This window comes from Nitrospira sp., from assembly GCA_024998565.1.
Lineage (GTDB): Bacteria > Nitrospirota > Nitrospiria > Nitrospirales > Nitrospiraceae > Nitrospira_A.
Window position 1 is genome coordinate 348352 of sequence record JACOEM010000002.1, and the last position, 26936, is coordinate 375287.

24 protein-coding genes are annotated in these 26936 nt (G+C 53.9%); 22 read left to right on the top strand and 2 right to left on the bottom strand.

Annotated features, from left to right (window positions below; translation table 11 throughout):
• Position 1 precedes the first annotated feature (1 nt).
• The 8 genes from eno to glgA all read left to right on the top strand — a co-directional run bounded on the left by eno (position 2) and on the right by glgA (position 7270).
• Positions 2 to 1288, top strand: a complete 1287-nt coding sequence (gene eno / locus H8K11_05255) for a phosphopyruvate hydratase (GenBank protein MCS6263146.1) — start codon at positions 2 to 4, stop codon at positions 1286 to 1288.
• Between the two features lie 2 nt (positions 1289 to 1290).
• The gene (locus H8K11_05260; GenBank protein MCS6263147.1) at positions 1291 to 1656 is read left to right on the top strand and encodes a septum formation initiator family protein; all 366 of its coding nucleotides are present in this window, start codon (positions 1291 to 1293) and stop codon (positions 1654 to 1656) included.
• On the top strand, positions 1653 to 2537 hold the full coding sequence (gene era, locus H8K11_05265) for a GTPase Era (protein ID MCS6263148.1): 885 nt from the start codon (positions 1653 to 1655) through the stop codon (positions 2535 to 2537). The genes H8K11_05260 and era overlap by 4 nt, the downstream gene beginning before the upstream one ends.
• Before the next feature lie 103 nt (positions 2538 to 2640).
• On the top strand, positions 2641 to 3978 hold the full coding sequence (gene mgtE / locus H8K11_05270; GenBank protein ID MCS6263149.1) for a magnesium transporter: 1338 nt from the start codon (positions 2641 to 2643) through the stop codon (positions 3976 to 3978).
• Between the two features lie 9 nt (positions 3979 to 3987).
• Entirely contained in the window at positions 3988 to 4791 is an 804-nt protein-coding gene (gene recO, locus H8K11_05275; GenBank protein MCS6263150.1) for a DNA repair protein RecO, read from the top strand.
• A gap of 63 nt (positions 4792 to 4854) precedes the next feature.
• On the top strand, positions 4855 to 5211 hold the full coding sequence (locus tag H8K11_05280) for a DUF971 domain-containing protein (protein MCS6263151.1): 357 nt from the start codon (positions 4855 to 4857) through the stop codon (positions 5209 to 5211).
• 43 nt (positions 5212 to 5254) lie between these two features.
• Positions 5255 to 5716, top strand: a complete 462-nt coding sequence (locus H8K11_05285; protein MCS6263152.1) for a hypothetical protein — start codon at positions 5255 to 5257, stop codon at positions 5714 to 5716.
• 63 nt (positions 5717 to 5779) lie between these two features.
• Positions 5780 to 7270 (top strand): glycogen synthase GlgA, encoded by a 1491-nt coding sequence (gene glgA / locus H8K11_05290; GenBank protein MCS6263153.1) that lies wholly within the window; start codon positions 5780 to 5782, stop codon positions 7268 to 7270.
• Between the two features lie 25 nt (positions 7271 to 7295).
• Here glgA and H8K11_05295 read toward each other — a convergent pair whose 3' ends face one another.
• Positions 7296 to 7793 (bottom strand): hypothetical protein, encoded by a 498-nt coding sequence (locus H8K11_05295; GenBank protein ID MCS6263154.1) that lies wholly within the window; start codon positions 7791 to 7793, stop codon positions 7296 to 7298.
• 809 nt (positions 7794 to 8602) lie between these two features.
• On the opposite strand from H8K11_05295, the gene aepX reads away from it, so the two are divergent.
• Entirely contained in the window at positions 8603 to 10237 is a 1635-nt protein-coding gene (aepX, locus tag H8K11_05300; protein ID MCS6263155.1) for a phosphoenolpyruvate mutase, read from the top strand.
• Between the two features lie 117 nt (positions 10238 to 10354).
• Entirely contained in the window at positions 10355 to 11482 is a 1128-nt protein-coding gene (gene aepY, locus H8K11_05305) for a phosphonopyruvate decarboxylase (protein ID MCS6263156.1), read from the top strand.
• A gap of 138 nt (positions 11483 to 11620) precedes the next feature.
• On the opposite strand, the gene H8K11_05310 is transcribed toward aepY, so the two are convergent.
• Positions 11621 to 12142, bottom strand: coding sequence for a response regulator transcription factor (locus H8K11_05310; GenBank protein ID MCS6263157.1), 522 nt, complete (start codon positions 12140 to 12142; stop codon positions 11621 to 11623).
• A gap of 464 nt (positions 12143 to 12606) precedes the next feature.
• Between H8K11_05310 and H8K11_05315 the strand changes: the two genes are divergently transcribed.
• From H8K11_05315 to H8K11_05370, 12 genes are all read left to right on the top strand, one after another.
• The gene (locus H8K11_05315) at positions 12607 to 13005 is read left to right on the top strand and encodes a PilZ domain-containing protein (protein ID MCS6263158.1); all 399 of its coding nucleotides are present in this window, start codon (positions 12607 to 12609) and stop codon (positions 13003 to 13005) included.
• Between the two features lie 54 nt (positions 13006 to 13059).
• Positions 13060 to 13761, top strand: coding sequence for a polysaccharide biosynthesis/export family protein (locus tag H8K11_05320; GenBank protein ID MCS6263159.1), 702 nt, complete (start codon positions 13060 to 13062; stop codon positions 13759 to 13761).
• 61 nt (positions 13762 to 13822) lie between these two features.
• Complete coding sequence (locus H8K11_05325) at positions 13823 to 14446, top strand: polysaccharide biosynthesis/export family protein (GenBank protein MCS6263160.1); 624 nt, start codon at positions 13823 to 13825, stop codon at positions 14444 to 14446.
• Between the two features lie 91 nt (positions 14447 to 14537).
• Complete coding sequence (locus H8K11_05330) at positions 14538 to 16028, top strand: hypothetical protein (protein MCS6263161.1); 1491 nt, start codon at positions 14538 to 14540, stop codon at positions 16026 to 16028.
• Positions 16025 to 18379 carry an AAA family ATPase gene (locus tag H8K11_05335; GenBank protein MCS6263162.1) on the top strand — a complete coding sequence of 785 codons (2355 nt, stop codon included), beginning with the start codon at positions 16025 to 16027 and terminating at the stop codon, positions 18377 to 18379. The genes H8K11_05330 and H8K11_05335 overlap by 4 nt, the downstream gene beginning before the upstream one ends.
• Positions 18363 to 19430, top strand: coding sequence for a TIGR03013 family PEP-CTERM/XrtA system glycosyltransferase (locus tag H8K11_05340; protein ID MCS6263163.1), 1068 nt, complete (start codon positions 18363 to 18365; stop codon positions 19428 to 19430). The genes H8K11_05335 and H8K11_05340 overlap by 17 nt, the downstream gene beginning before the upstream one ends.
• A 9-nt stretch (positions 19431 to 19439) precedes the next feature.
• Positions 19440 to 20327 carry a DUF3473 domain-containing protein gene (locus tag H8K11_05345; protein ID MCS6263164.1) on the top strand — a complete coding sequence of 296 codons (888 nt, stop codon included), beginning with the start codon at positions 19440 to 19442 and terminating at the stop codon, positions 20325 to 20327.
• Positions 20328 to 20879: 552 nt separating this feature from the next.
• Positions 20880 to 21725 carry an ABC transporter permease gene (locus tag H8K11_05350; protein MCS6263165.1) on the top strand — a complete coding sequence of 282 codons (846 nt, stop codon included), beginning with the start codon at positions 20880 to 20882 and terminating at the stop codon, positions 21723 to 21725.
• Positions 21726 to 22997, top strand: a complete 1272-nt coding sequence (locus tag H8K11_05355) for an ABC transporter ATP-binding protein (GenBank protein MCS6263166.1) — start codon at positions 21726 to 21728, stop codon at positions 22995 to 22997. It begins immediately after the preceding gene.
• Positions 22998 to 23512: 515 nt separating this feature from the next.
• Positions 23513 to 24283, top strand: a complete 771-nt coding sequence (gene rfbF / locus H8K11_05360; protein ID MCS6263167.1) for a glucose-1-phosphate cytidylyltransferase — start codon at positions 23513 to 23515, stop codon at positions 24281 to 24283.
• Between the two features lie 85 nt (positions 24284 to 24368).
• Positions 24369 to 25502, top strand: coding sequence for an NAD-dependent epimerase/dehydratase family protein (locus tag H8K11_05365; GenBank protein MCS6263168.1), 1134 nt, complete (start codon positions 24369 to 24371; stop codon positions 25500 to 25502).
• A gap of 14 nt (positions 25503 to 25516) precedes the next feature.
• A complete protein-coding gene (locus tag H8K11_05370; GenBank protein MCS6263169.1) occupies positions 25517 to 26878 on the top strand; it encodes a UDP-glucose/GDP-mannose dehydrogenase family protein in 1362 nt (453 codons plus the stop codon).
• The last annotated feature ends 58 nt before the right edge of the window (positions 26879 to 26936 follow it).

Sequence of the window (26936 nt, forward strand, 5' to 3'; positions counted from 1 at the left end):
CATGAGCGGAATCAGAAACGTGAAGGCGCGGCAGATCATTGATTCACGGGGCAATCCCACGGTGGAAGTCGAAGTGCTCCTGGAGAGCGGTGCGCACGGTCGTGCGGCGGTGCCGTCCGGGGCGTCGACCGGTGAAAAGGAAGCCATCGAATTGCGTGACGGCGACAAGAAGCGCTGGATGGGGAAGGGTGTCTCCAAGGCGGTTGCGAATGTGAGTAAGACCATCGCGCCAAGGCTGATGGGCATGGAGGCGTTGGATCAGGCGGCCGTCGATCACGAAATGATCGCGCTGGATGGAACGAAGACCAAGGGAAAATTGGGCGCCAATGCCATTCTGGGCGTGTCACTGGCGGTGGCCAAGGCCGCGGCCAACGAGACCGGTCAACCGCTCTATCGCTATCTTGGTGGAACGAACGCGCGGGTGTTGCCGGTGCCGCTCATGAACATTATCAACGGCGGCGCTCATGCGGATAACCGGCTCGATCTGCAGGAGTTTATGATCATGCCGGTGGGTGCGCCCCGCTTCAGTGATGCGTTGCGGATGGCCACGGAAGTGTTTCATACGCTGAAGTCGCTCCTGAAGAAAAAAGGGCTCAACACGGCTGTCGGCGACGAGGGGGGATTCGCGCCTGATTTGCAATCGAATGAAGAGGCCCTCGCGCTGATTATGGAAGCGATCGAAGCCGCCGGGTATCGCCCCGGTCAGGATATCGCGCTGGCTTTAGACTGCGCGGCCAGCGAACTGTATGAAAAAGGGCGGTATCGGCTGGAGGCTGAAAAGAATCCTGAGCGTTCATCCGAGGAAATGGTGGCCTATTACGGCAAGCTGTTGGATCGTTATCCGATCCTTTCGATCGAAGACGGCTTGAGCGAACTGGATTGGAAGGGGTGGAAGATTCTGACGGAAAAGCTCGGCAAGCGAGTGCAACTCGTGGGCGACGACATTTTCGTCACGAACGTCGAGATCTTTGCCAAGGGGATTGCAGAGGGCATCGGCAATTCGATCCTGATCAAGCTCAACCAGATCGGCACGTTGACGGAGACGCTGGATGCCATTGAACTCGCCAAGCGGTCCGGGTATACGGCCATCATCTCCCATCGCTCGGGGGAAACGGAAGATACGACGATCGCGGATGTCGCGGTGGCGACGAACAGCGGATTGATCAAGACCGGGTCGTTGTCCCGGACGGATCGAGTCGCAAAGTACAACCAACTGCTTCGCATTGAGGATGAATTGGGCGCAGCGGCCGTCTATCGAGGCCGTGCAGCGGTCCCATCGAGGGCCTAATCGTGATGATGATCAAGCCGAACCGGGGTCGCGACTGGTTGGATTGGCAACGGAAGCTCTGTTCCGCCGGCAAGTGGGTGGGGCTCGGAGCGCTGTTCCTCATGATGGGAACCCTGCTGTTCGGCGAGATGGGGATTTCGCGGTATTTGCATTTGCGTGACCATGCGGAGCAGCTTGATCAGGAGCTGGCCGAGCTTCAGCGGTTGAACGGTGAACTGCGCACGGATCTGGATCGTGTGCAATACGATCCGACTCGCATTGAAGAACTGGCTCGGGAACGGTTAGGGTATGTGCGGAAAGGAGAAACGGTGTATCAATTGGCTCCGATTGGAGAGAAGGAACGGTTTCCCACGGTGAGGACACCATGAAGTTTGGAAGTGTGGCCATCATCGGACGGTCGAATGTCGGGAAATCGACGCTCCTCAATCGTCTGCTGAAAGAAAAAATCGCCATTGTCTCCGACAAGCCGCAGACCACCAGGACGCGGATTCTGGGTGTGGCGCATGTTGAGGGCGCTCAAATTGTCTTTCTCGATACGCCCGGGTTTCACGAGCCGCATCACTTGTTGAACCGCCGCATGGTGCGCACGACACTGGACACCTTCGACGATGCTGATGTGCTGTATGTGGTGGTCGAAGCCACCGCTCAGCCAGGCCCTGGTGATCTCGCCGTCATCGAACATGTGAAGCAGGCGGTTGCCAAGCAGGCGCGGCCGGTGGTGCTAGTGATCAATAAAGTCGATCTGGTGAACAAGTCGCGTTTGTTGCCATTGATGGAGCAGTATCTGCGGATTTTCCCCTGGACGGAAATCGTTCCGGTCTCGGCGGAAACCGCGGACAATGTGGATCGCCTGTTGTCGGTGACGGTGTCGCTCCTGGCGGAAGGTGAGGCGACGTTTGGCGACGATGTGGTCACGGATCAATCGATGCGCACCCTCGCGGCGGAACTGATCCGGGAGAAAATTCTGCAGCAGACCTACGAAGAGGTGCCTCACTCGGTGGCGGTCGAGATCGAGGAGTTTATCGAGACCAAGAAATTGACCAAGATCGGCGCCGTGGTGCTGGTCGAGAAAGAGTCGCAGAAAGGCATTCTGATCGGCAAACACGGCGAACGTCTCAAGCTGGTGGGGACGGCGGCCCGGGAAGATATGGAACGCCTGTTCGGGACGAAGGTCTTTTTGAAGGTCTGGGTCAAAGTGCGCGAATCCTGGCGGGAAGACGAACAAACGCTTGCGGAGTTAGGTTATTAACGACCTCACCATCCAACCGCCCGAGCCTGCGCGACTTCCTGATCGGGAGCCGCTCGGGAAAGATGCGTCTCGTGACGCCGGCGGCGGACAGGCTAAGCCCGACGTGCGGCTGGTCTCCATTCAGCGGCTTCTGCGCCGTGGCGCCATCACCAATCTGGCCAAGATGCTGGCGCGCATGCATCCGGCGGATATTGCCAACGTCATCGACCATCTTTCCTCACTGAAAGAAAAACGCGAAATCTTCGAACTGGTGCGCGGAGACGTCAAGCGTGGGCAGGTGCTCAGCGAATTGGACGGCGAGAGCATCACGCTGGTGTTGTCCGATCTGCTGCCTTCCGATGCCGCCTGGTTGTTAAAAGACCTCGGTTCCGACGATATCGCCTACATTTTGAGTGTGATTCCGAACGATCGCGCCAAGGAGATCCTGGCGCTGATGCGGACGGAGGACTCCACTGAAATCGCCGACCTGCTGAAGTATCCCAAAGGCACGGCCGGCGGCATCATGACCACGGAGTTCTTCGCGCTCTTCGAGGATGCCACGGCGCAGGAAGCCATTCGTCGCTTGCAGCAGGCCACCGACGCGGAAATGGTGTTCTACATCTATGTAACGGACAAGGAGGACCGGCTTGTCGGTGTGTTATCGCTCCGCCAATTACTGACCGTCCCTCCGGCGACTCCGTTGAAGAACATCATGACCCGGGATCTGATCAGCGTGGCCGTGGACATGGATCAGGAGGAGGTCTCGCGCCAGGTCGCGAGCTACAACCTGCTGGCCATTCCGGTGGTGGAGAAAGACGGCAAATTGGTCGGCATCATCACGGTAGACGACGTCGTCGATGTCATCCGTGAAGAAGCGACCGAAGACATGTTGAAAATGGCCGGCGCCATCGAAGAGGATGCGATGTTCAAGTCCTCCAGCATGGCCGCTGCTCGTGTGCGCCTGCCGTGGCTCTTTACCAATCTCGTCGGGAGCCTCCTGTCCGGCATGCTGTTATGGATGTTCCGGTATACCATTCAGGAAGTGGTGGCCATCGTCAGTTTTATCCCCGTCATCGCGGCCATGGGGGGCAACGTCGGGTTGCAGTCCTCCACGCTGATTATTCGAGGGCTCGCCACCGGCCTGGTGGAACTCACCGACGTGTGGAAGATTTTCTTTCGCGAAGCGAAGATTGCCTTTTTGATGGGCATTGCCTGTAGCCTGATGCTGACCGTAGTGGGCTGGCTGTGGCATCAGGTCTTTTTGGGCATGGTGGTCGGTGTGTCGCTCATTACGGCGTTCCTGGTCTCGACGAGTATGGCGACGGTGATGCCGATTGTCTTGAAGCGGATGGGCGTGGATCCTGCCGTCGCCGCCGGTCCGTTCGTGACGACGGCCAATGACATCACCGGCATTGCTATTTACCTCACGCTGGCGACGATCTTCCTCGAGCAAATTCGATAATGATGCGCGGTGGGTCTCCTCGTTTCCCTGTCATCCTTCACGCTGGGTGGTGAGATGCCGTTGGTGAAGACTGCTGCCATCGTGCTGCACAGCCGAAAGTGGGGTGACGCCGACCGGATCGTCACGTTCTATACGATGCGTATAGGCAAGTTGCGCGGGGTCGCGCGCGGCGCGCGTCGGTTGAAGAGCCGTCTCGGCGGGATGATCGAGCCCTTTACCCTCTGCCAGCTGGATCTGTTTGAGAAGCCCGGCGATTCACTCTACCGGATTTCACAGGTCGCGCTGGATGAGCCGTTCGCCAAATTTCGAGACGATCTGACCCTCATGACCGCCGCGGGGCGCATGGTCAACCTTGTGAGTGCCGTCATGGCGGAAGGCGATCCGGAGCCGCGGGTATTTGAGATGTTGGAGTCGGGGTTGCGCACGTTGTTGGAGAGTCGGGACGCGGCATGGACGACCTTATTGTTCCAGATTCGACTGTTGGGGATGACGGGGTTCCGGCCGCAAACCGAGCAGTGCGCGACCTGCGGCCAAGTGCATCGAAGTTCGCTCCCGCAATTTTCACCCATGGCCGGGGGGATCGTGTGCGAGCGGTGCGCGAGCCGTCAGCCGTTTCGTTGTACGGCGTTGTCCCGCGGAAGCGTCGCATTTCTCCATCAAGCGTTGCATATGCAGCCGGCGCTCTTGAATCGATTGCATGCGGCCGGCCAGGTGCGGACTGAAGTCGAGTCGGCCATAGAAAGTTATGTCACGGTGGTGGCGGGGCGACGACTTCCGCCGGTCGATTTTTTGACCAGTGGAAGCCCTGTGTAAAAGGGCATCCGGTTTGAGTGTTGCAGGTGTTTTCGGATTTCTAGTAAGGGAGCGTTGCCTGTTATGACTGAGACGGTGCTTGAACCGACCGACATGGAATGGGTGGCGAAGGGTGTCTTGAGCATCACGTGGAGTGACGGGCACAAGGCGCTCTATCCTGTCCGTTATCTCCGGCAGCATTGCCCGTGCGCCGCCTGTACGGACGAGTGGACGGGAGAGCTTCGGCTGAAACCGGATGACGTGCCGATGGTGATGATGTTGCAGGATGTGCAGCCGGTGGGACGGTATGCGTTCCAATTTACATGGAGTGACGGGCACGATACGGGGATCTATTCCTATACGTTTCTTCGGCGGATGTGCCAGTGCGATGTGTGCCAGCCGGTGAAACCTGTGGAGCCGCGGTCCAGACGGTTGCTCTGATCGGTCGGACGCAGGTGTATGACGGAACGGGAGGTCTACTCAGATGACACAAGCGCGAATCATTGCTGTGGGATGGTGGTGGCTTGTCGCTATCCTCTCGGCGGGCTGTTCGAGTCTTCCTTCGTTGGATCAGCAAAAACAGCTGGTTCAGCAGGGGGACTATCGAATCCATCAGCTGACCCCGAGAGCCTTCGTTGAAACCTGGGGGGAACCGACCTATACCCATCAGCAGTTCACGCATTTCTTCGGGATGCAGGACGGGCAACTGATTCCTCAGTCGCGCATGGCGCTCGGAGAGTCTCCGCAGGGGTGGGAGACGGGGCTTGCCGCGGGCGATGCGTTATTCCTGGCCTATGCCGATCGTGGCCAGTATCTGGTGTTTCTCGATGAGGCGCTCGTGTACCATGAGGCCATGACGCCCGAGAAGGTTCATGCTGTCGGCAAGACCTGGAAGTACGAATCTCAGTTCAAGACGCGACTCGAATTATCTCCGGCCATGAAGTAAGTGGTGGCGGCTCCTCCTCCTATGATGGCTCCTCCTTCCAATCATCGTCCCCTGAAGATCTGTATGGTGTCCTCCGAGGTCGTACCCTTTGCGAAGACGGGCGGACTCGCCGATGTGGTCGGAGCCCTCGCGACCGAGTTTGCCAGGCTGGGGCATGATGTCTGTGTGCTGCTTCCTGCCTATCGGCAGGTCGATGCGCTGGGCTATCAGGTGGTCGACTATGCCCGGTTGGCGGTGCCGACCGCGCAGGGGCTGGTAGAGGCGCGTATCCAAGAGCGCACCGGCCCGCATTCGCATGTGACAGGTTCTGGACGCCTGCGAGTGTTGACTGTTCGCCACGATGCGTTCTTTTCCCGCTCAGGTCTCTACCAGGAGGCCGGTCACGACTATCCCGACAATCTCGAGCGGTTCGCATTTTTTTGTCGAGCCGTCATGGAATTGTTGGTGCACTTCGGTGAAAAGGACAGATGGCAGGCGGATCTGCTGCATGTGCATGATTGGCAAGCCGCCCTGTGTGCAGTCTACTTGCGGACGCTCTATCAAGCGAAGTCCGCCCTCAGCAAGATCCGCAGCGTGCTGACCATCCATAATCTGGGATATCAGGGATTATTTCCGGCTGAACATTTTTCCCTCACCGGCCTGCCTGCCCAGCTGTTTACCCCCGCTGCGCTTGAGTTTTACGGGAAACTGAATCTCTTAAAAGGAGGGCTTGTCTTCGCCGATCTGCTCACCACGGTAAGTCCCACGTACAGTGAAGAGATTCAGACGCCAGAATATGGTTGTGGGCTGGAAGGGGTGATCAGCGGGCGGAAGGACGTGCTGCACGGAATCGTGAATGGCATTGATGCTGAGATCTGGAATCCCGCCAAGGATCCCCACCTGCCGACCCAGTATTCTCTGTCCGATATGTCCGGAAAGGCGCGATCCAAGAAAGGGCTTCAGCGTGAACTGAAGCTTCGTACCGACAAGGGGCCGCTTGTCGGGGTGATTGCGAGACTGACCGGTCAGAAGGGTATCGATCTCGTGATCGATATTATTCCGGAACTGATGGAACTCGATGTGCAGGTCGTGATTCTCGGGACCGGAGATGTGAAGTATGAGCAGCTGGTGCGTGAGTTGGCGGAACGGTATCCCGGGCGACTCGCGGTGCGCAACGTCTTTGACGAAGGGCTGGCCCATCGGATTGAAGCCGGCGCGGATATGTTTCTCATGCCGTCCCGTTATGAGCCTTGCGGCCTCAGTCAGTTATACAGCCTTCGCTATGGTACTGTTCCTATCGTGAGGAAGACCGGAGGGTTGGCCGACACTGTGGTCAACTATACGCCGAGCGCTTTCAAGGGATCGCGTGTCACCGGTTTCAGCTTTACGGATACCAGCGCGGACTCGCTTTTGACCTGTCTCTTGCTTGCATTGTCGATCTACCGGAAAAAGGCGGATTGGCACCGCATCGTCAGGGCGGGCATGGAGCAAGATTTGTCGTGGGCTCGATCAGCCAAGATCTATCTGCGGTTATTCCAGGAGCTGCTTGAAGGGGAAGCGCCGCAGCGGAAGTAGGGCTCACCTGCGCGAAGCGTAGAGACTACCGGAGAGCGGCTTGGAGTGTGAGGTCGAGGTACGACAGCCGTTCTCGAGCTTGCGAGGCGTAGTAAGAATAGTCGGATTGTGTCTGGTTTTCTAGCACCAGCCTGAACTCATTTCTTGCCAGATCATGTTCTCCGACTGACACGGCCAGATTCCCAGCATACAGGCTACAGGCAGCGGCCATGGCATGAACGTCCACCGCCAGTCTCGAGGCCGGCTGGGTCACCATGCTCTTCAGCTTGGTCGGGAGGAAGTTTTCGAGTGGTGAGCGGAGAGCTTGGGCCTGACTGACCTCGCGTAATTTGTGCGAATCGAGGAGGGCCGATTGGCTTTGGTTCGAGGCCAAGCAATGTGTGTAGGTGCTCCACACATCCATAAATCGGACATTATCGTATCGAACCGAGGTGGTCGCAGGGTTGGATTGGCAACCAACGACCGACAGGGCAGCGACCAGAATGGCGAGGATGCCGACTCTGATGTCTCGTCTATCGCTCATGTGCCGCCTCCTCCAATCCCTGTCTCTTTGTCGAGACATCAAGGTATTGAGCAAGTGTCGGGCCAGGGTGTGCAATCATAAATAATTGAAATAGTTGAGGTAAAGTTCGTGATTTGAGGCCGTTCCTGTCTCAATAATATGTCACTGTGTTGAATAGAACACGAAAGATGAGAGCCGGACAGGGATCTTGAATGACCAAACGGTGGTCGCAGCGTGCCTTCCCTGGAGGTCCATCCAGATGTTGAGATTGCGCGGATCGCCTGGTGACCGAGGGGTAGTGTCCGGTGTAGCTGAGTTTTCAGTGCTGGTTAGCGTTGCCCTGCGATGGTCTCGGCGGTATTTCGCAGATTCGGTGATACAGACTTTTTCCATGACCGAGTCCGTGCTCGGCCATCGCTCGCAGGACGACGGATGCGAGATGGTATTCCTGTGACGATGCGGTGGCGGCAGTGCCCGTCACTGGGCTACTATTCTGCAACTGGGCGGCGGATGTAGCGAAGTGGGGCATCAGTGGTAGCTAAAGATGAAGGAGCCCATTGTTGGGTGAATGCCCCTCACATGGTTCGGGTAGAGTGCTGGCGGTTGTGGCTCTAGCGAATTTTGTGCGTGGCTGATATTGTCGGGGACTCGTGGTGTGCATGTCCTCTGCAGTGTGTCTGGTCATGTACCCCGGCGGCACGCGTTGCTTCAAGCAGCTGGTTCCGCAGATGGGGCGGTTGTTGCCATCCGACTGCCTGACCGTTTTGACATCTATCCCAGCAGTCAAACCGTATCGAGTGCCATCCTTTTGGTGAAAGGTTCCTCCGCTCATGAATGCGAGCCAAGCGTTGACCAAGACACGTCAATTCAGAAACCTCCTCCTCTCTGAACAACTGCAGTTCATCTGCGAAGCCCACAACGGACTCAGCGCGAAAATCGTCCAAGAGGCCGGGTTCCCCGGTATTTGGGCCAGCGGGCTCTCTATTTCGGCTCAGTTCGGCGTACGTGACAACAATGAGGCCAGCTGGACCCAGGTGCTTGAAGACCTGGAATTCATGTCCGATGCCACCCGCATTCCGATCCTCCTTGACGGTGACACGGGGTACGGCAATTTCAACAACATGCAGCGGCTCATTCGCAAACTCGAACAGCGCAACATCGCCGCGGTGTGCATCGAAGATAAGCTGTTCCCCAAGACCAACAGTTTTCTCAAGGGCGATGCGCAGCCGCTCGCCGATATGCAGGAATTTTGCGGCAAAATTAAAGCTGGGAAAGATGCGCAGACCGACCCTGATTTTTGCCTGATTGCCAGGGTTGAGGCCTTTATCTGCGGGTGGGGGCTGGCGGAGGCGCTGCGGCGTGCGGAGGCCTATCATCAGGCGGGCGCGGACGGCATTCTCATTCATAGCGCGCTCTCGGTGCCGGATGAGATCCTCGCGTTCAAGCGGGAATGGGGCAATCGTTGTCCGGTGGTGATTGTGCCCACGAAATACTATGCGACGCCGACGGATGTGTTTCGGCAGCATGGTTTTTCGATGGTGATCTGGGCAAATCATATGCTGCGTGCGGCCGTGGCCAGCATGCAGAAAACCGCGCGCGCGTTGAAGGAGAGTGAGCATCTCCTCTCCATTGAGGATAAGGTCGCGCCGGTCTCCGAAATATTTCGGCTGCAGAATGCCGCGGAGTTGCTGGAGGCGGAAGAACGTTATCTGCCCCGAGGTGCCGAGGGCACCTCAGCGGTAGTATTGGCCGCTTCCCGGGGAGAGGAATTGGGGGAGCTGACCGAGGACCAACCCAAGACCATGGTGAAAGTGCAGGGCGTTCCCATCCTGAGCCATATCGTCGATGCGTATAATGCGGTCGGGATTAAAGATATTTTAGTCGTCCGTGGCTATAAGAAGGAGGCGGTGAACCTCCCCAACTTGACGTATATCGACAATCTCGAATTTGCTGAGACCGGCGAGTTGGCCTCCTTGTCCCAGGCATTGCAATCCAGAAGGGGTCGTTTCCAGCCGACGATCGTTTCCTATGGAGATGTATTGTTCAATAAATATATTCCGCAGGCGTTGTGCCAGGAGCAGGATGACTGCGTGATTTTCGTCGACAGCAACTGGAGAGATCAGAGCAGTTATGCCCGCTTGGGCGGTTTTGCCGAATGCTCCATTCCGAATTCGCGGAAGGCCTTCAATGCCAAAATCCATCTCAAGCAATTGGGGAAGACCCTTCCCGAAGAGTCGATCCATGGAGTCTGGATGGGGTTTCTTAAGCTCTCTTCCAGCGCGGCCAGCCAGGTCAATGATCTCCTGTTGGACATGCTTGCCGATCCGGCGAATCGAAGGGCCGGCATTCCGCAATTGCTGCAGGCACTTCTGAAACAGGACGTCCCGGTTCGTGTGTTGTATACGGTCGGTCATTGGTTGGATGTCAACAGCCTGGAGGATGTTGTCCAGGCTGGGAATTTCTGAGTTTCCACCCAAGTAGATTCGGTTAGGTGGTTATGGCCGGATGAAAAATCCTGTCTGCAGTAGAAGCACAGGTGAGGTCCAGCTACACGAGGCGTCCGCCTCAGGAGATACGACGGCATGATTGATCCGCAGGATTTTATTAAGCACCTTCAGGCCAATGGGGTGGAGTTTTGCACTGGGGTACCTGATTCTCTGTTGAAGGAATTCTGTGCCTGCCTTGAACATCTGCCTCGTGCCGGTCACCACATCATCGGTGCTAACGAAGGGGGTGCTGTGGCACTGGCACTCGGGTACCATCTCGCAACACGAAAGGTTCCGCTGGTCTATCTGCAGAATTCCGGGTTGGGAAACATCATCAATCCTCTTTTGTCATTGGCCGACCCCGAAGTATATTCGGTTCCTCTCTTGCTTGTGATCGGGTGGCGGGGAGAGCCAGGTGTCCATGATGAACCGCAACACAAGAAGCAAGGGCGGGTGATGCTCTCCATGCTCGAAGCGATGGAAATTCCCCATTCCATTTTGGGGCCTGAGTTAGTTGATCCGCAGGCAGCGCTGGCGGATGCCCTGGCTCATGTTCGAAAGATGAGCGCACCGTATGCGCTCGTCATCAAGAAAGGGACTTTTAAACCGTTTACTGTACCCAAGGTTGAGAAAACAGAGTTTCCGCTCTCCCGGGAAGAGGCGATTCAGCAGGTGATCGAATCGTTGGGCGAACGCGATGTGCTCATTTCTACGACCGGCATGCCATCGCGTGAAGTATATGAGTATAGGAGCAAGCGGGGGGAAGGCCATCAGCGGGATTTCTTAACCGTGGGAGGGATGGGGCACGCTTCCCAAATTGCCCTGGGAATTGCGCTCCAAAAACCGGGACGTCCCGTCTATTGTCTTGATGGAGATGGCGCTCTGCTCATGCACATGGGGGCTCTTGCTATCACTGGCGCTCTCAAACCCCGCAATTTTAAGCATATCATTGTGAACAATGGGGCTCACGATTCGGTAGGCGGGCAGCCGACTGTGGCCTTTGATGTCGATGTTCCGGGCATTGCCCATGCTAGCGGCTACGAATCGGTATTTTGTGCTCAAACTAAGCAGGAACTTCAGTCCCGTCTGGCAGAGTTACAGCGTTCAAGTGGTCCGAGCTTGTTGGAGGTCCGAGTACGCTGTGGTGCCAGGAAGGATATCGGGCGCCCGGTAACAACTCCAAGTCAGAACAAGAATGCGTTCATGGATTTTGTCGAGAATTGAGGCGTGGGGTGGTTCGCTCGAGCGTTTTGGGCAGGATGGTAGTTTGGGCGAAGCTCAGTCTAGTAAGTGAGCGTCAGGTCTGTGGCTGGCTCCGATTGAAATCCATAATCTTATTCTCGCAGGATGACAACTAGAATGCTAAGATCGGAACACTTGGACTAGAACTCCTGTTCGAGTCGTTGAATTTGTCTTTCGCATAATGTGTTTGATGTGTTCCTTCACTGTCTGTTCGGTGATCTTCAGCGCGTTGGCGATTTCCTTATTGGTCCATCCCTTTGCCAGATTTTCGACCACTGATTGTTCTCTGTTTGTGAGCTGAAAGCGTTCCTTGGCTTGATCGGTATTAAGTTGCTGCCGGCGGCCAAGTTCTTCTAGTGTTACGACAAGGCGGGCATACTGGATGCCACCTCGATCGGGTAAGCCAAATCCTCGAAGGAGGACGGGCTGATTTGGGTTTCCTGCGATTCGTTTGACCTCAAATTGTTCCCAGTCCTTTGCCTCGGTGCGAACTTGGAGTGCTTTCAGAACTTCGGTGCAGAGTTCGGTCAAGGCAGCGGGAAGCACCCCCTGGGCGGACTTTGCAGGTGCGCCACCGTTTTCAGCCATATTGATGAGCTTGGACAGCTCAGCGGCTTGTCGATTCATATGCAGCAGTTGCATGGAGGAGGATAAAACGACGATTCCGGCACCTGCACGTTGGTCAGCCAGGTTATCTGCAGGTTCCTGAGAGTGAACAGCGTTTTGAGCCACGGTTATACTCCGTATGGTCCTTAATCTCTCTAGACAATCAGGCTATTTCTGATAACCTAAAGCATGTGTCTGTTACTAGTAATGCTACATAATACTTTCGAGGTAGTCAAATTATACTTGTGGGGGAGTTATCCGTACGTCATTGGTATTGTTCGTTGGCGCTCGTACTTCTATACTGCAAAAGCAGAGGCAATTATCGTTGGTTAGGGCAGCTAGCATGAGATGAACTGGTAAATGACTTCGCTAGCCGGTGTTCAATGGGCGTACCGGATCTGTCCATCAACCGTAAATTGCTTAGTTATTAATGGTATAGGCCATGGTGGGTTCCAGCCAGGCGCTTTGTAAAGTTTTGTGCGGTAATGAGGTCCCTGGAGATGCGTGATCTAAGCAGTCAAAATGGGCCTGTAGCCCAGGACGGATGGGACTGGCCCACAATTGCGGCCAGCGAGAAGCACGCCGAGCGGCTAGCGCTCCTTCGCCCAATTCCTTATGAAATGTCCCTACCGAATCATGAAAGTGGTCAAAACGGACCCAGCGTGTTCCACGGACGGGCGCTCTCATTGAACATTAGCAGTGGTGGGATGTTGATCCTCATGGCTCAGGCGCCACTGCTTGATCAGGTCATCAAGGTACATGTTCCGACCCCTGTTGCGCTGGCCGAGACCCCAACACTTGCGGAAGTGCGCTGGATTAGAAAAGTCCCCTTTTCAGCGTCGGGAAGTGAGGCATCCTTTTTCGTGGGTTTGAAGTTTTTGTTCTCGGCGGGAAGGTAGATGCTAGGCAGTTGTTGCAAGTGGCCAGCTGGAATTTCTTCAGGAGAATAAGTCATGAATGGTAAGGCCTTATTGAGCGGGATTATCCTTGTGGGAAATGTGATCGGTGTGGCGCATGCCGGACAATTTGACCAGGTGCCCAAGCCGACGTTAGTAGCGGGATCGTCTCCAGGGGCAAGTTCGTCTGGGGTCCGCCACGGAGGCGAAGGGGCAGAAAAATCATCCCTTACGGTGACCCCGGATTATATTATGGGCCCAGAAGATGTGTTAGAGATTACAGTCTGGAAAAATGCTGATCTTTCCAAGCAAGTTCAAGTTCGACCTGATGGAAGGATTTCACTTCCGCTCATTGGCGATGTCTCAGCAGTGGGACGAACTGCGGCTCAGCTGACCGAAGAGATTTCTGCTCGACTGAAGTCTTACATGGAAAACCCGACAGTTTCGATCTTGGTTCGAGAGGTAAATAGTTATCAAATTTATGTTCTTGGTGAGGTGAATGCACCTGGTAAGTACCCTTTAAAAAGCAAAACAACCTTGCTGCAAGCGATTACGATCGCGCATGGTTTTACGCAAGTGGCTGCGCGCAATAAGATTGTGGTATTTCGATTCGGGAAAGACGGCGAGGGGCTGAACAAGATTAAGGCGAGTTACGACGATATTGTTCTGAGAGATGGATCCGATCAAAACATAGAGCTAAAGCCCGGAGATCAGATTGTCGTGCCTTCTGAAACGATGGTGGTGTTGCCGTCAAGGTAGAGCCTCGTCGGTCGAATTTACGGGTGACATTTCGCTGAAGCGAGCCAAAGGAGTGGGGAAATTGAAAACTTTCGGTTGCAGATGGTTGCGAGGGGGGGTATGTATTGTTTTCAGCCTGCTTCTACCTCTCCCAGGGTGCTGGATCGGGAATGAACAAATCGACTTTAATGTTACCTATATCCCACCGAATGAGTTCTTGTTGGGACCGGAGGACGTTCTTGTTGTAAATATTTGGCGAAATCAAGAGTTGTCCCGAGAAGTCATCATTCGTCCTGATGGGAAAATCTCCATGCCTTTAATTGGCGATGTTCAGGCCGCAGGAATGACATCCAATGTTTTGGCGAAGAGAATCGCAGATGGGTTGGCTGAGTTTATGTCCAATCCGACAGTGTCGGTGCAAGTCAAAGAGGTCAATAGTTATTATGTGTACGTTCTCGGCGAAGTATCAAAGCCGGGTAAGGTGCCGCTAAAGTCGTATGCGACGGTTTTGCAAGGCATCTCGTTGGCTGGAGGTTTCACAACGTTTGCTTCGAGAAATAAAATCCATGTGCTTCGGGTTGTTCCCAATGGTCAAGGGCAGCCGAAACAGGTTCAAATTCCTGTTCCCTATGAAGACATTATTCAAGGTAAAAACTCGGAGGGAAATTTCTTCCTCAAGGCGGGTGATGTCATTGTTGTGCCGTGACCAGTGCTTGAAGATAGGTTGGTTGTGTTGCGGCGTTTTTGCCCTGGTGTCGTGTTGGACTATATCCGACTCTGCCGCGCAACAGATACGCGTGGTGCCGTCAATCTCGGTTATCGAGCAGTACGACAGTAACGTATTTTTCACACCGAAGTCGTTATTGGCACCAGGTACAAAAGTCGATGATTTTATCACTGTAGTTACTCCTCAGCTAAATTTTATGCAGAGTAACTCACTGGTGAAAACAAATCTGTCAGTTGGCGCGGTTGTTCAGAAATTCGTAAATAACTCAGCCCTGGACAACGTCGGATTCAACGCGAGTACGGGAATTGATCTCTCCCAAGCTGTGAATAGGATTCTGCCACGAATGCGAGGGGCTCGGATCTTTGGAACATACATGTATACCCCTTCGGCCCCTGCATTCGGTGCTGGCAGCCTCGGGGGTGGGGCTGGAATGGGAGGGGGAGGTTTCGGAGGAGGAGGGATCGGGATTGCAGGGCCGATTGACTCGGGACTGCTCACTCAGCGAATTAGAACCACCATGTTCAACGCTGGGTTTGCAAACTCTTACTCCCTTTCGCCGACTACAGATTTTCAAACTACCTACACCTATTCTCAGCTTAGTTTCGGTGGGTCATTCACCCCATCTACGACAGTGTCCGGGCAAGCCCAGAACACGGTGTTCGATACCACGACCCATTCCATTTCAGCAGGGCCGACGTCACAGATTTCCGCTATCGACACCTTAACCGTGAAGTATACGTTTATGCAAATGTCTCAAGCCCAATTTGGCGACTATGCGACGCATGGTGGGACACTTGGCTGGGGGAGAGCGTGGACCAAGGAGTTGAGTTCCTCGCTTAACGGGGGGCTGACTCTTGTTGAGCCTATTCCGGACCTCTCTACTACCGGAGGGCAGCGAAGAATCCCTGCCACAATGTTTCCGACTGGGGGTTTTAGCGTAACGTATGCCTCAGGCTCTTCCTTTCTTAGGAAGTTAGGCAGTGAAATTCAAGAGGCGACTGGAACGAGTGGTGCCGGTTCTGTAGGAGGTGGAGGCTTTCTTCCACTTCTTGCTGGAATGAATATGCCCGGAGGAATTGCAGCTCCCGGGTCTTATCGAGTCACCCTCATGTATAACCTCGGCGTGTTTCCAAGCTTTGTTCAATCTGCTGGGCCTATATATACGCATACGATCTTATTGGGTGGTACCGCTGGAATCACTGATAGGCTGAGTGCTCAGGCGCTTTTTAACTATGCTCGGAGCAGTTACACATCTGAAGCCATTGGTACGACGTTCAGCACCTATGGGACGACTGTATCCCTCAATTACCTCATCACACCTATGTTGACTGCCAGACTAAGTCACCAGTGGCTCAAGTTTGATAATCAGGCGAGTGGTGTGAGTGCTGCGGATTTCGGCTTTGCAAAACAAGTAGTTCTGCTTGGTTTCACATACGCGTATTCACCACGAGGAGATTTTTTCCGGTCTGGTGCTTTCTGGGAAGGTCCCTCCGGTGCCTCCTCGTCTGCTGAGTCAGGAGTGAGTAAATCTGGATCAGGAGGAGTGGATACAAAGAAATGAACACGCGCACATTGTCTCCGGAGGATTATTGGCGAGCGGTTGTCAGCAGAAAGTGGTTTGTTATTTCTGCAGTCTTGGTCTCGCTGAGTATTGCTGGTGTGGTATGTGCGCTCATGCCGAAGATTTATCAGTCAGCGACCAAAATGTGGTTTGAGGGTGCGAAGATCGAAGAGTCCATTGTGAGCGGGCCTACTCCAGCTGGAAGCGGCTATTCCCCTACACTGGATGATCGCGTCATGGAAGTGCGACAGTTTGTGATGGGGAGAAAAACTCTTGGGCAAATTGCGGGAGAGTTTGGGCTTTTTGGATACGAAAAAGATCATCCGGATGCTCCAGAATCAGAGAATGCCATCAGAGCCATGCGGGGATCGATTAAGGTTGAGCCTACCAAGGACAAGCTGTTTATCACTCTTTCATTCTCTAATGAAGATCCGATCATCGCGAGAGATGTGACGTCAAGGCTTAGTGATCTGTTCATTGAAGAGACGTTGAAGGATCGGGAGCGAGGCGTTGAGGCGGCCGAAGATTTTCTCGGGCTAGAGTTAAAGCACGCAAAAGCCGAACTCGAGGTAAAAGAGAAAACTATCTCAGAGTTCAAACAACAACATCTCGGTGAACTTCCGCAGCAGATAGATGCCAATCTTCGTAAGCTGGATCGACTTCAGGATGACATGCGGTCGCAGAGTGAGCAGGCCCAGAATCTGGCCAATCGATTGGCCCAAATCGACAAGTCAATTAAAGATTACGAGGAGACTGGAGAAATCAGTAGTGATTCGCCGGTCGGCGGTTCCAGCAAGCGTAATAAGGATCCACGCCTTGGGAGAATCAAGGAATTGGAGCGGCGGTTAGTGGAGCTGTCCTCAATATATAAAGAGACCTATCCCGATCTGGTACAAGTTAAGGAGGAGATTAAGAAACTCCGAGAGATGACTTCAGCTCAATATCGCGATTTGTTGCCTGATAGCGAGGGCGTTGAAGAACCGGCTGTTGGGAAGAAGTCTAAGCGCAAGGCAATTGATCCATACCATGCTGAACTTCTCAAACAGCGTGAGGAGATTGTTCTTGAGTTGGATGCGGTAAAACGCCACCAGGCACATATTTCTAGTGAAATATCTCAGTATGAGCGGAGGGTGGAACATACCCCAGAGCGGGAACAGAAGCTAAAGACACTTGAACGGGACTATGAAAACCTTCAAAAGAATTATCAATCGCTTCTGGACAAGAAGCTTAGTGCCGGTATGCAGAAGAGTTTGGCCCAAGGACGCAAGGGTGCCAAGTTTAGCATCGTAGATCCGGCCTATACGCCGGTTGTTCCTGTTGTGCCCAATATTCCGTTGGTTATGGCGGCGGGACTTGTCCTTGGCTGCGCGTTGGGTTTTGGCGGTGCCGTCGGGCTTGAGCTGATGGGACGAGGATTCCGGTCTGCGGAAGAGGTCGAGCTGACTTTGGGCCTCCCGGTGATTGCTTCAATTCCACTGTACGAAAGTGCGTTCGGCGGATCAATGCAAACCGTGCGGGCACTATCTGGCAAAAGCCGAAATACTGCAGTGTTGCTCCCGCGTTATGGAAAACAGGGTGAAAGTCTGGAGATTTCTGGAGGCCTTCCCGCTGCATCGGTTAGCAAGTCCAGAGGTGCCAATGGGAAGCTAAATGACCCAACTCCTGGTCTAGAGTTGGTCTCAATGTGGCGACCGCTTTCATTTGTGGCGGAGCAATATCGTGTTGCGGCCACACGGCTTGAGTTGATGACAGGGGATCGAAAGAGTACGGCGATAGTTGTGACTAGTGCTGTCATGGGAGAGGGAAAGTCCTCTACGGCCCTTAATTTGGGCTACGTGCTGGCGAAAGATCTTGATCGTAGAACCATAGTGATCGATTGCGACCTCAAGCGGCCTATGCAACATATCTATGCAGGAGTCTGGCAGCAGCCGGGCCTGGCTGAAGTTCTGCGTGGCACCAAGGCGGTCGAAGATTGCTTGCAGAAACTTGGGGAGGCGGGCCCATGGATTCTTACCGCAGGGGCGGTCGGAGATAACCCGTTGGCCTTATCGAAAATGCATCAGTTGGCTGATCTGATTGCTGAACTGAAAGAAAAATTTGATTACGTGATCATTGATGCTCCGCCGGTGTTGCCACTTGCTGATATGCAGGTATTGGCAAGCATGGGAGATCTTCTCGCCTATGTGGTGAAGGCAAGCATGACTGGTCGCGATGTTGTACAAAAGGCATTGAGGGTCATCGGTGATACCACCAATGTGGGGATTATCTTGAATGGCTTAGATGCACATACCACTCCCTACTATATGCAGCAGGAGTATTACCGCGAAGCCCACCATGAACAGCTCAAGTAAGTCCGAACAGGAGATCGGCCTCGAGAATGTGGTCACCCAACCACCACTGGTTTCGGTGTCGGTCAGCTTTCCTAAATTCACGCGGCGAGTGTTAATTTTAGGTGTTGGGCCTCTTGCTCGAGATCTCTGTCAGACCCTTCTGTCTAAACGAACCGGTTTTACCGAAGTGGTGGGATTTCTTGATAAGGATGCGAGTCGGGTTGGTGAGCGGTTGGTAAATCCGAGCATCATCGGCACGTACGATCAACTATTTGAGATTGCGGAGCGATATCAAGTTCATACCGTGGCTGTGTGTTTGGAAGATCGTCGCGCAGTTCTGCCCGTTCAGACGTTGTTGGACATGAAGGCCATGGGGCGTGATGTTGTTGATGGCCACTATCTGTATGAGGAAGAATCAGGCCGCCTTTCGATTGACCATCTCAAGCCGAGTGCACTCATTTTTTCGACGGGGTTCCGGCGTCGACTAGTCACGATGCTCCTGAAACGGTGCCTGGATGTTTTAGTGGCAATCGTAGGAGTAGTCGCACTGGTGCCGCTGGTATTGCTTCTCTCTATCCTTATCAAGGTAGACTCGTCCGGTCCTGTGTTCTACCGGCAAATGCGAGTCGGGCTTCGCGGCCGCCCTTACATGATCTGGAAGTTCAGGTCCATGCGACAAGATGCTGAACAAAGCGGGGCGAGATGGGCCACAAGTGAAGATCCTAGGGTATCCAGAGTTGGTCGATGGATTCGGAAGTGGAGGTTGGATGAACTTCCTCAACTGATCAATGTGATGAGGGGCGAGATGAGTTTGGTTGGCCCAAGACCGGAGCGGCCGGTGTTTGTGCAGGAACTCAGAAACACCATACCTTATTACGATCTGAGGCATACCGTTCGTCCAGGAATCACAGGGTGGGCACAAACCCGTTTTCGGTATGGTGCATCGAAGGAAGACTCGCACGTCAAGCTTCAATATGACCTCTTCTATGTGAAGAATTTGTCATTGGCGTTGGATTTGCGAATTGTTATTCATACAGTGAAAGTAATGTTGATGGGTGAGGGGGCACGGTAGGGGGCGCAAATGCCTGATGCAATTCCTGGACATTGTTTGTCATTTGACGTCGAGGAACATTTTCAGGTCTCGGCATTTGAAACCCCAATGCGAAGAAGGCACTGGGGGCAATTTGAGAGTCGCGTCGAAGGCAATACCGAGAGACTGCTTGGGTTGCTAGAAAGTCGAGGCGTTCACGCAACCTTCTTTATTCTAGGATGGGTAGCAGAGCGGTATCCTTCGTTAGTTCGCCGTATCGCATCCAGTGGGCACGAAGTGGCTTCACATGGGTATGCCCATGAACTCATAACAAGCCAAACTCCTGGTATTTTTCGCGAGGATGTTCGTAAGGCCAAGGGCATCTTAGAGAACATTCTTTCTCAGCCTATACTTGGCTATCGCGCACCAAGCTTTTCCATCACCAAAGAGACGATGTGGGCGACTCAGATCCTGGTTGAAGAGGGCTATGTTTACGATTCCAGTATTTTTCCGGTACTCCACGATCGCTATGGCGTGCCCTCTGCAAACCCGGAGGCACATCAACTGTTGACCGCATCAGGTCTCCTGTGGGAGGTACCTCCCTCAACGGTTAAGTGCTTGGGGGTGCGGCTACCCGTTGCTGGTGGTGGGTATTTTCGGTTGTATCCGTATGCGCTGTTGCGTGCGCTCCTTCACAAGTTGGAAGCCGAGGGAGCTTCACTAGTGATGTATATGCATCCGTGGGAATTCGACCCAGATCAGCCAAGAATGGAGGGTTCGGTGGTGTCGCGAATGCGACACTACTTGAATCTTGATAAGACCGAAATCAGAATGCGGAAACTCTTGCAAGATTTCTCTTTTGCTCCAATTCGAGAAGTCTTTCCACAAATTGAACAAATGCACAGTGCGCGGCTGGTTTCTCAGATTTCTGGAGTGTAGGTGCATTGTGAAAGAAGTCCGTCCGGCATTACCCAGTTAGTATCCTTCTCAGGGCAATTTTTGAAATTGACAATACCCAGGCTTCACTGACGTTTTGTTGCTCGCGATTAGATAGTTCCTCCTTATGTCGACAAAACTCAAACTGTGCTGACGTTCAGTAGTCGCATCGTGGGTCGACTTCTTGCCTGTTGGGGCGCATTGCGAGAGTGGTATCAGCAGATCCCGTCTCGAGTCGCTTCTCTCACATGCATAAGCGCGGGTGCTTGTAGTTCAACAGGATGGTTCTCTGCCTCTCGAGAAGCGTATTCGCTTGCCTTCATTGTGTGTGCACTATTCTTCGATCATAAGCAGTGCATTTGATTAGGATAGAAATCATTTCCTGCGGCTGTGCTACTCTTGTGGTGTGGATCCGTCAACATTCGTTGACATATTCCGCTTGGGGGAGACCTATGAAAAGAAGTGGATTCCGGTCATGTGCTCGAGAAGGAGCAGAGAGGTAGTTGCGCCGGAACTTTCGCCTCGGGTGGCGGAATCCAATAGCTAGGTATCACGATGGAATCTACGGTAGAGCAGGAAAGCATGGCCGTGTTGGTAATAGAACCCCGCACAGGTTATATCCAGGTGGGATGGCGTGAATTGTGGGCTTCACGGGAATTATTGTACTTTCTCGCATGGCGTGATCTCAAAACCCGCTATGCTCAGACTGCTATCGGGGCTGGCTGGGCCCTCATGCAGCCTTTGCTCAGCACGCTGATCTTCACCCTGGTATTCAGCCACTTGGCAAAAGTGCCTTCGGATGGACTGCCTTATCCACTCTTTGCATTCGCTGCCATTCTTCCATGGTCCCTGTTTGCGAGAAGCCTGGAGCGCAGCACATTGAGCGTGGTGACCGAAGGCGGCCTGATTAAGAAAGTCTACTTTCCACGGCTAATCATTCCAATCGCTGCCACCTTCATTAATCTCGTTGATTTTACCGTCGGTCTGCTGATCCTTATGGGAATGATGACGTGGTATCAAGTGCTGCCCCAGTGGACGGTGCTGTTTCTACCTCTGTTCGTTGTTGTCGCGCTGCTCACGGCGTTGTCGGTAAGTTTGTGGCTGTCGGCCCTCAATGTGAAATATCGTGATGTGGCTTCGGTCGTCCCATTGATGACGCAGTTGTGGATGTTCGCCTCTCCGGTGCTCTACCCGGCATCTCTGGTACCCGAGTCGCTCCGGTGGTACTACGGTTTAAATCCTATGGCAGGTGTGATCGAGGGATTTCGGTGGGCGCTACTCGGCAAGTCGGCCCCCGACTGGACTATGGTGGCGGTGAGTTTGGTTGTTGTGGGATTCTTGCTGATCGGAGGTGTCATGTTTTTTCGGAGAGTGGAGCGAACCTTCGCTGATCTGATTTAGATGAGCAACATCGCTGTCAGCGTCACCGGGCTCTCCAAGTGCTATCGCCTGGGGACGACGCATGCTCAAGACGGCTCTCTGGCCGGAGCCTTGACGCGTGGGCTCCGCCGTCTCATCAATGGGCAGCCGGCGTCCCCCCAGACCCAAGACACCCTGTGGGCGCTGCGCGACGTGTCGTTTGAGATCAAAAAAGGCGAAGTCTTCGGAGTCATCGGCACCAACGGCTCGGGTAAGAGCACACTCCTTAAGATCCTCTCGCGGGTGACGGAACCCACCCGAGGCCGTGCGCTCATCCACGGCCGCTTTTGTGGCCTCTTGGAAGTGGGCACGGGCTTTCATCCGGAACTGACCGGTCGCGACAACGTCTTCATGAGCGGCGCGATTCTCGGCATGAAGCGACAGGAAATCGCCCGCAAGTTCGACGAGATCGTGGCGTTCGCCGAAGTGGAGCCGTTCATCGACACACCGGTGAAACATTACTCCAGCGGCATGTATGTCCGGTTAGGGTTCTCCGTGCTGGCCCATATGGATCCGGACATTCTGATCGTCGATGAGGTGTTGGCGGTCGGGGACGTCCGGTTTCAAAAGAAGTGCATGGGGAAGATGGAAGATGTGGGGCAGCATGGGCGGACGGTGATCCTCGTCTCCCACGACATGCCGGCCATCACGCGGATGTGTTCTCGCGCGATTCTGCTGAACAAGGGGGAGATCGTGCAGGCAGGGCCGGCGCATGAGGTGGTGAATCACTACCTCCATGCCGGACACATCCAACCGGCAGTGGAATGGCCGGATCCAACCCAGGCTCCGGGCAATGACGTCGCTCGCCTCCGTGCCTTACGGGTCAGATCCGAAGCGGGGCAAGTTACGGATGTCATCGATATTCGAAAGCCTATGCGCGTAGAAATCGAGTATGACATCCTCAAGCCAGGGCAGATGGTTGTTGCGCAATTTGGTTTCAATACCGAAGAAGACGTGATCGCGTTCATCGTCAACGACCGGGACCCAGTATGGTACAGGCGTCCTCGTCCAGTAGGTCGATATATCAGTACCGCCTGGATTCCTGGGAACTTTCTGTCAGAGGGAACAATGGTAGTAGGGGGAGGGATCTTTTCGGAAGATCCTTGGCATGAACATTGTGATGTGCCGCGAGCTGTGGGTTTTCGCGTTGTGGATCCCGGGACCGGTGATACGGCACGGGGTGACGTGACAGGACGGTGGGAGGGGGTTGTAAGGCCCTTGCTTCGATGGACAACAGAGCATCGCTCGCTATAACGAGGGAACCAGTAGGTAGTACTGGTATGGTTGCTCCTCGCTGGGTTGAGAGGATGGCATCATGACAATTGATAGCGTTGTGCTGTTGGTTTTTCTGTGACTGGCTAATACGCAAGCAAATGTGTTCGTAGAAGTAACTCTGTTGGCCTGCGAGCAGGATTTCGGTGTGAATAGGAGATAGTCGTCTGTGTAACGCCGGAGATCGAGATAAGCCTCACGTTTCCTGGCTCGTTGGGCTGTGGGAATGATCCTTGTGTGTGTGAATGATGCAGAGACGATGGGAAGTCTTAACGGGAAAGCTCAGCTGCACCTTCTTGCGAGTAGAATGCCATTTGAGGAGGTCTTTCAGCTTAAAGATGGTATGGTAAAGACTAATGCCTTACCGGTCAAGTATGCCTCGTGCTTGCTGCAGGTAGGCGTATGCTGGGAAGGCGAAGGAAGTGTACTCGACGCTCTGACGTAGGTTTCCATGTCAGTACGGATGGCGACAATGATTGATTGCTGGAGGTAGGGACATGAAAGCGGTGATTTTAGCTGGGGGATTGGGAACTCGATTGTCCGAGGAAACAGTGCTTCGTCCAAAGCCGATGGTTGAAATCGGCGGCAAGCCAATCCTCTGGCATATCATGCAAATTCATGCGGTGTATGGGGTGACCGAGTTTATCATCGCCCTTGGCTACAAAGGGGAAATGATCAAAGAGTACTTCCTGAATTTCTTTGCCATCAACAATGACTTGTCGGTGGATCTTTCAACGGGAAAAACGACAATCCATGATGGAAACCAGCCGAAGTGGACCGTTCATCTGGCCGATACAGGACAGACAACGCAGACGGGTGGACGGGTAAGGCGTTTGAAGAAATGGCTAGAAAACGATGAAACATTCATGTTGACGTACGGAGACGGCGTGGCAGATCTGAACATTAGCAAGTTGCTGGAGTTTCATCGTTCCCATGGAAAAATTGCAACCATGACCTCAGTCCGGTCCCCAGCGAGATTTGGTCGGATTGGGTTTGACGGAGACCGAGTGACTGAGTTTTTTGAGAAGCCTGAGTCTGGGGAAGGGTGGATCAACGGCGGATTTTTTGTCCTCAACACAAAAGCCCTGGACTATATTGATGGTGATCATACGGCGTGGGAGCGTGAGCCTGTCGAACGTCTCGCTCACGCCGGCGAGATGGTAGGGTATAAACACTACGGATTCTGGTCGTGCATGGATACCCTAAAAGAAAAAAGTTACCTGGAGGAGTTGTGGAATTCTGGCAAGGCTCCCTGGAAGTTATGGTGACGAACACTGAATATAGGGATTCTGAAATGCATAAAGTCGCGGACGTTCGGCGGCATCGTGGACCGGCAGAGAGGAGCAAATGTCAATGACGGCTGATACATCTTTGTTCGCACAGGCGCAGGCATGGTTGGATGAAGATTGGGTGCGAATGGAGAAGACGCTGGGCCCTCGGTTGGAGGCGTTTCGCGGGAAGCATATTCTTGTTACGGGGGCAGCGGGATTTCTCGGGTTCGGATTCCTCCATTTTTTTTCGTATCTCAATAGGAACCTCTTAAAGACTGGGCGTCTGTCCATTGTCGCCGCCGACAATTACATTCGGGGTTGTCCACGCTGGCTGACTGAGCTAGTCGCTGCAAGCCCCGACATACAGCTGGTTCGACAAGATATTACCAAGCCCTGGACAGGACCAGCGGGCCATCGGTTCGATTTCATTATTCACGGTGCATCCATAGCCAGCCCGAAAGTGTATCGACAATACCCGTTGGAAACTTTGGATACGAATATCTCCGGTTTGCGGCATATGCTCGAGCTTGCCAAGAGTCATCGGGCTGAAAGTATCCTCTACTTCAGCTCAAGTGAGATTTACGGTGATCCGCCGGCTCATGAAATTCCAACGAACGAAGCCTATCGTGGCAATGTGTCATGTATCGGTCCTCGGGCGTGTTATGACGAATCGAAGCGTTTGGGCGAGACGCTCTGCTATTTGTACCATCAGCAACATGATGTGCGCGCGAAGATCGTCCGACCGTTTAACAACTTTGGCCCTGGATTGCGTCTGGCCGACGGCCGCGTGTTGCCTGATTTTTGTCGCGATATCCTGGCCGATCGCGATATCGTCCTTCGCTCGGATGGGAGTCCGACCCGCACGTTTTGCTATGTCTCGGATGCACTGACCGGATATCTCTTGACCCTATTATCATCGCATCATGCTGAACCGTTCAACATAGGTAGTGATTCTCCCGAAATTTCAATGCGTGAGCTTGGGCGTATGTTGCTGGAGGTGGCCGGTAGTAAGCGGAAAGTTATCCATACGCCGAGTGAGGAAGTCGACTATCTGACGGATAATCCTAACCGCCGTTGCCCGAATCTTGAGAAGTCTCGATCGCTTCTCGGCTATACCCCGCTGGTCGATCTCCGGTTTGGACTGAGCAGAATGCTACAGTGGTACAAGAAGTTCGTTGGCTTGGAAGAGCTGGCGAAAGATGAACGTGTCGGCTAACCATTAGGGTGACCATGAAGATATCAGTGATGGGGACAGGATACGTGGGGCTTGTATCAGGGACCTGCTTGGCAGAGCGCGGGCATCAGGTGACCTGTATCGATATCAGGCCTGAGGTGGTACAGGAAATTAACGCCGGACGTCCACCGATTCATGAAATAGGATTAGATAATTTACTCCGTTCGGCGCGCGACAAGGGAACGCTGTCTGCCACCACGGATGCCAAGACCGCCATTCTTGGTTCTGATGTAACGCTAATCTGTGTTGGTACGCCCACGGTGGATGGTCGGATGGACATGTCGCAAATTGTGGCTGCCGCAAAGGAAATCGGGTCAGCTCTAGCGAGTAAACGTGGATACCATGTTGTGGCAGTGAAGAGTACGGTATTGCCTGGAACCACGGAGGGACCGGTGAAGGCTGCTATTGAGTCTCACTCGGGTAGGAAAGTGGGCGACGGCTGGGGGTTGTGCATGAATCCGGAGTTTTTGAGGGAAGGTCGTGCCGTCGAGGACTTTCGTGTTCCGGACCGCATTGTGGTCGGTGCCACAGACTCCATGACCGCAGAGGTGTTTCTAAACGTCTATGCCGATTTCACCTGTCCTAAATTGGTGACAACCCCGCGCACGGCTGAGATGATTAAGTATGTATCAAATTCCCTGCTTGCCACGATGATTTCATTCTCGAATGAAATCGGCAATATGTGTTCCGCAGTACCCGGTGTCGACGCACGTTTGGTGTGGAAGGGGGTTCATCTTGATAGGCGGCTCACGCCAATCAATGGACCGGTAGGTGGGGCGGCAGGAGTAACGGAGTATCTTTGGCATGGTTTGGGGTTTGGCGGCAGTTGTTTTCCGAAAGATGTGGCGGCGCTTCGAAGCTTTGGGCGTACGGTGGGCGAACAGACTCGGATGTTGGACGCCGTGTTGGACATTAATGCCGACCAGCCTCTCCGAATGGTTGCCCTGCTGGAAAAAGAGTTGAGCCTAGCAGGCAAGACTGTGGCCGTGCTGGGCCTCGCATTTAAACCTGGAACGGATGATTTGCGGGAATCACCGGCTTTGCCCTTGGTGGCTGAGCTTCGGAAGAAAGGCGCGAAGGTGCTCGTCCATGACCCCATTGCCATGCCCCATGCGAAGAAGCGGCCGGAATTCCGGGATGTCGTGTTTGCTGAAGATTGGGCTGAAGCGTTGAGGAAGAGCGACGCCTGTTGTCTCGTGACGGCGTGGCCAGAGTATCGAAGTATTCAGCCGACTAATTTTCAAAAATTGATGACCCGTGCTCTTGTGATTGATGGTCGTGGCGTATTCGAGCCTGCAGCAATGGCCGCGGCAGGGGTCGTGTGGCGCGGCGTTGGATACACGCCAGAATCTACCTAGAGAAAGACTCCCTTGAGTGACTGCGCGCCCGTATCGTTATCGTTCTAGCCAAAGGAGA

What these genes read in the sequence shown, in the direction of transcription:
- eno (MCS6263146.1), top strand. Translation starts at nt 2, where the DNA reads ATGAGCGGAATCAGAAACGTGAAGGCGCGGCAGATCATTGATTCACGG.
- era (MCS6263148.1), top strand. Translation starts at nt 1,653, where the DNA reads ATGAAGTTTGGAAGTGTGGCCATCATCGGACGGTCGAATGTCGGGAAA.
- H8K11_05280 (MCS6263151.1), top strand. Translation starts at nt 4,855, where the DNA reads ATGACTGAGACGGTGCTTGAACCGACCGACATGGAATGGGTGGCGAAG.
- H8K11_05285 (MCS6263152.1), top strand. Translation starts at nt 5,255, where the DNA reads ATGACACAAGCGCGAATCATTGCTGTGGGATGGTGGTGGCTTGTCGCT.
- glgA (MCS6263153.1), top strand. Translation starts at nt 5,780, where the DNA reads ATGGTGTCCTCCGAGGTCGTACCCTTTGCGAAGACGGGCGGACTCGCC.
- H8K11_05295 (MCS6263154.1), bottom strand. Translation starts at nt 7,793, where the DNA reads ATGAGCGATAGACGAGACATCAGAGTCGGCATCCTCGCCATTCTGGTC.
- aepX (MCS6263155.1), top strand. Translation starts at nt 8,603, where the DNA reads ATGAATGCGAGCCAAGCGTTGACCAAGACACGTCAATTCAGAAACCTC.
- aepY (MCS6263156.1), top strand. Translation starts at nt 10,355, where the DNA reads ATGATTGATCCGCAGGATTTTATTAAGCACCTTCAGGCCAATGGGGTG.
- H8K11_05310 (MCS6263157.1), bottom strand. Translation starts at nt 12,142, where the DNA reads ATGCAACTGCTGCATATGAATCGACAAGCCGCTGAGCTGTCCAAGCTC.
- H8K11_05315 (MCS6263158.1), top strand. Translation starts at nt 12,607, where the DNA reads ATGCGTGATCTAAGCAGTCAAAATGGGCCTGTAGCCCAGGACGGATGG.
- H8K11_05320 (MCS6263159.1), top strand. Translation starts at nt 13,060, where the DNA reads ATGAATGGTAAGGCCTTATTGAGCGGGATTATCCTTGTGGGAAATGTG.
- H8K11_05335 (MCS6263162.1), top strand. Translation starts at nt 16,025, where the DNA reads ATGAACACGCGCACATTGTCTCCGGAGGATTATTGGCGAGCGGTTGTC.
- H8K11_05340 (MCS6263163.1), top strand. Translation starts at nt 18,363, where the DNA reads ATGAACAGCTCAAGTAAGTCCGAACAGGAGATCGGCCTCGAGAATGTG.
- H8K11_05345 (MCS6263164.1), top strand. Translation starts at nt 19,440, where the DNA reads ATGCCTGATGCAATTCCTGGACATTGTTTGTCATTTGACGTCGAGGAA.
- H8K11_05350 (MCS6263165.1), top strand. Translation starts at nt 20,880, where the DNA reads ATGGAATCTACGGTAGAGCAGGAAAGCATGGCCGTGTTGGTAATAGAA.
- H8K11_05355 (MCS6263166.1), top strand. Translation starts at nt 21,726, where the DNA reads ATGAGCAACATCGCTGTCAGCGTCACCGGGCTCTCCAAGTGCTATCGC.
- rfbF (MCS6263167.1), top strand. Translation starts at nt 23,513, where the DNA reads ATGAAAGCGGTGATTTTAGCTGGGGGATTGGGAACTCGATTGTCCGAG.
- H8K11_05365 (MCS6263168.1), top strand. Translation starts at nt 24,369, where the DNA reads ATGACGGCTGATACATCTTTGTTCGCACAGGCGCAGGCATGGTTGGAT.
- H8K11_05370 (MCS6263169.1), top strand. Translation starts at nt 25,517, where the DNA reads ATGAAGATATCAGTGATGGGGACAGGATACGTGGGGCTTGTATCAGGG.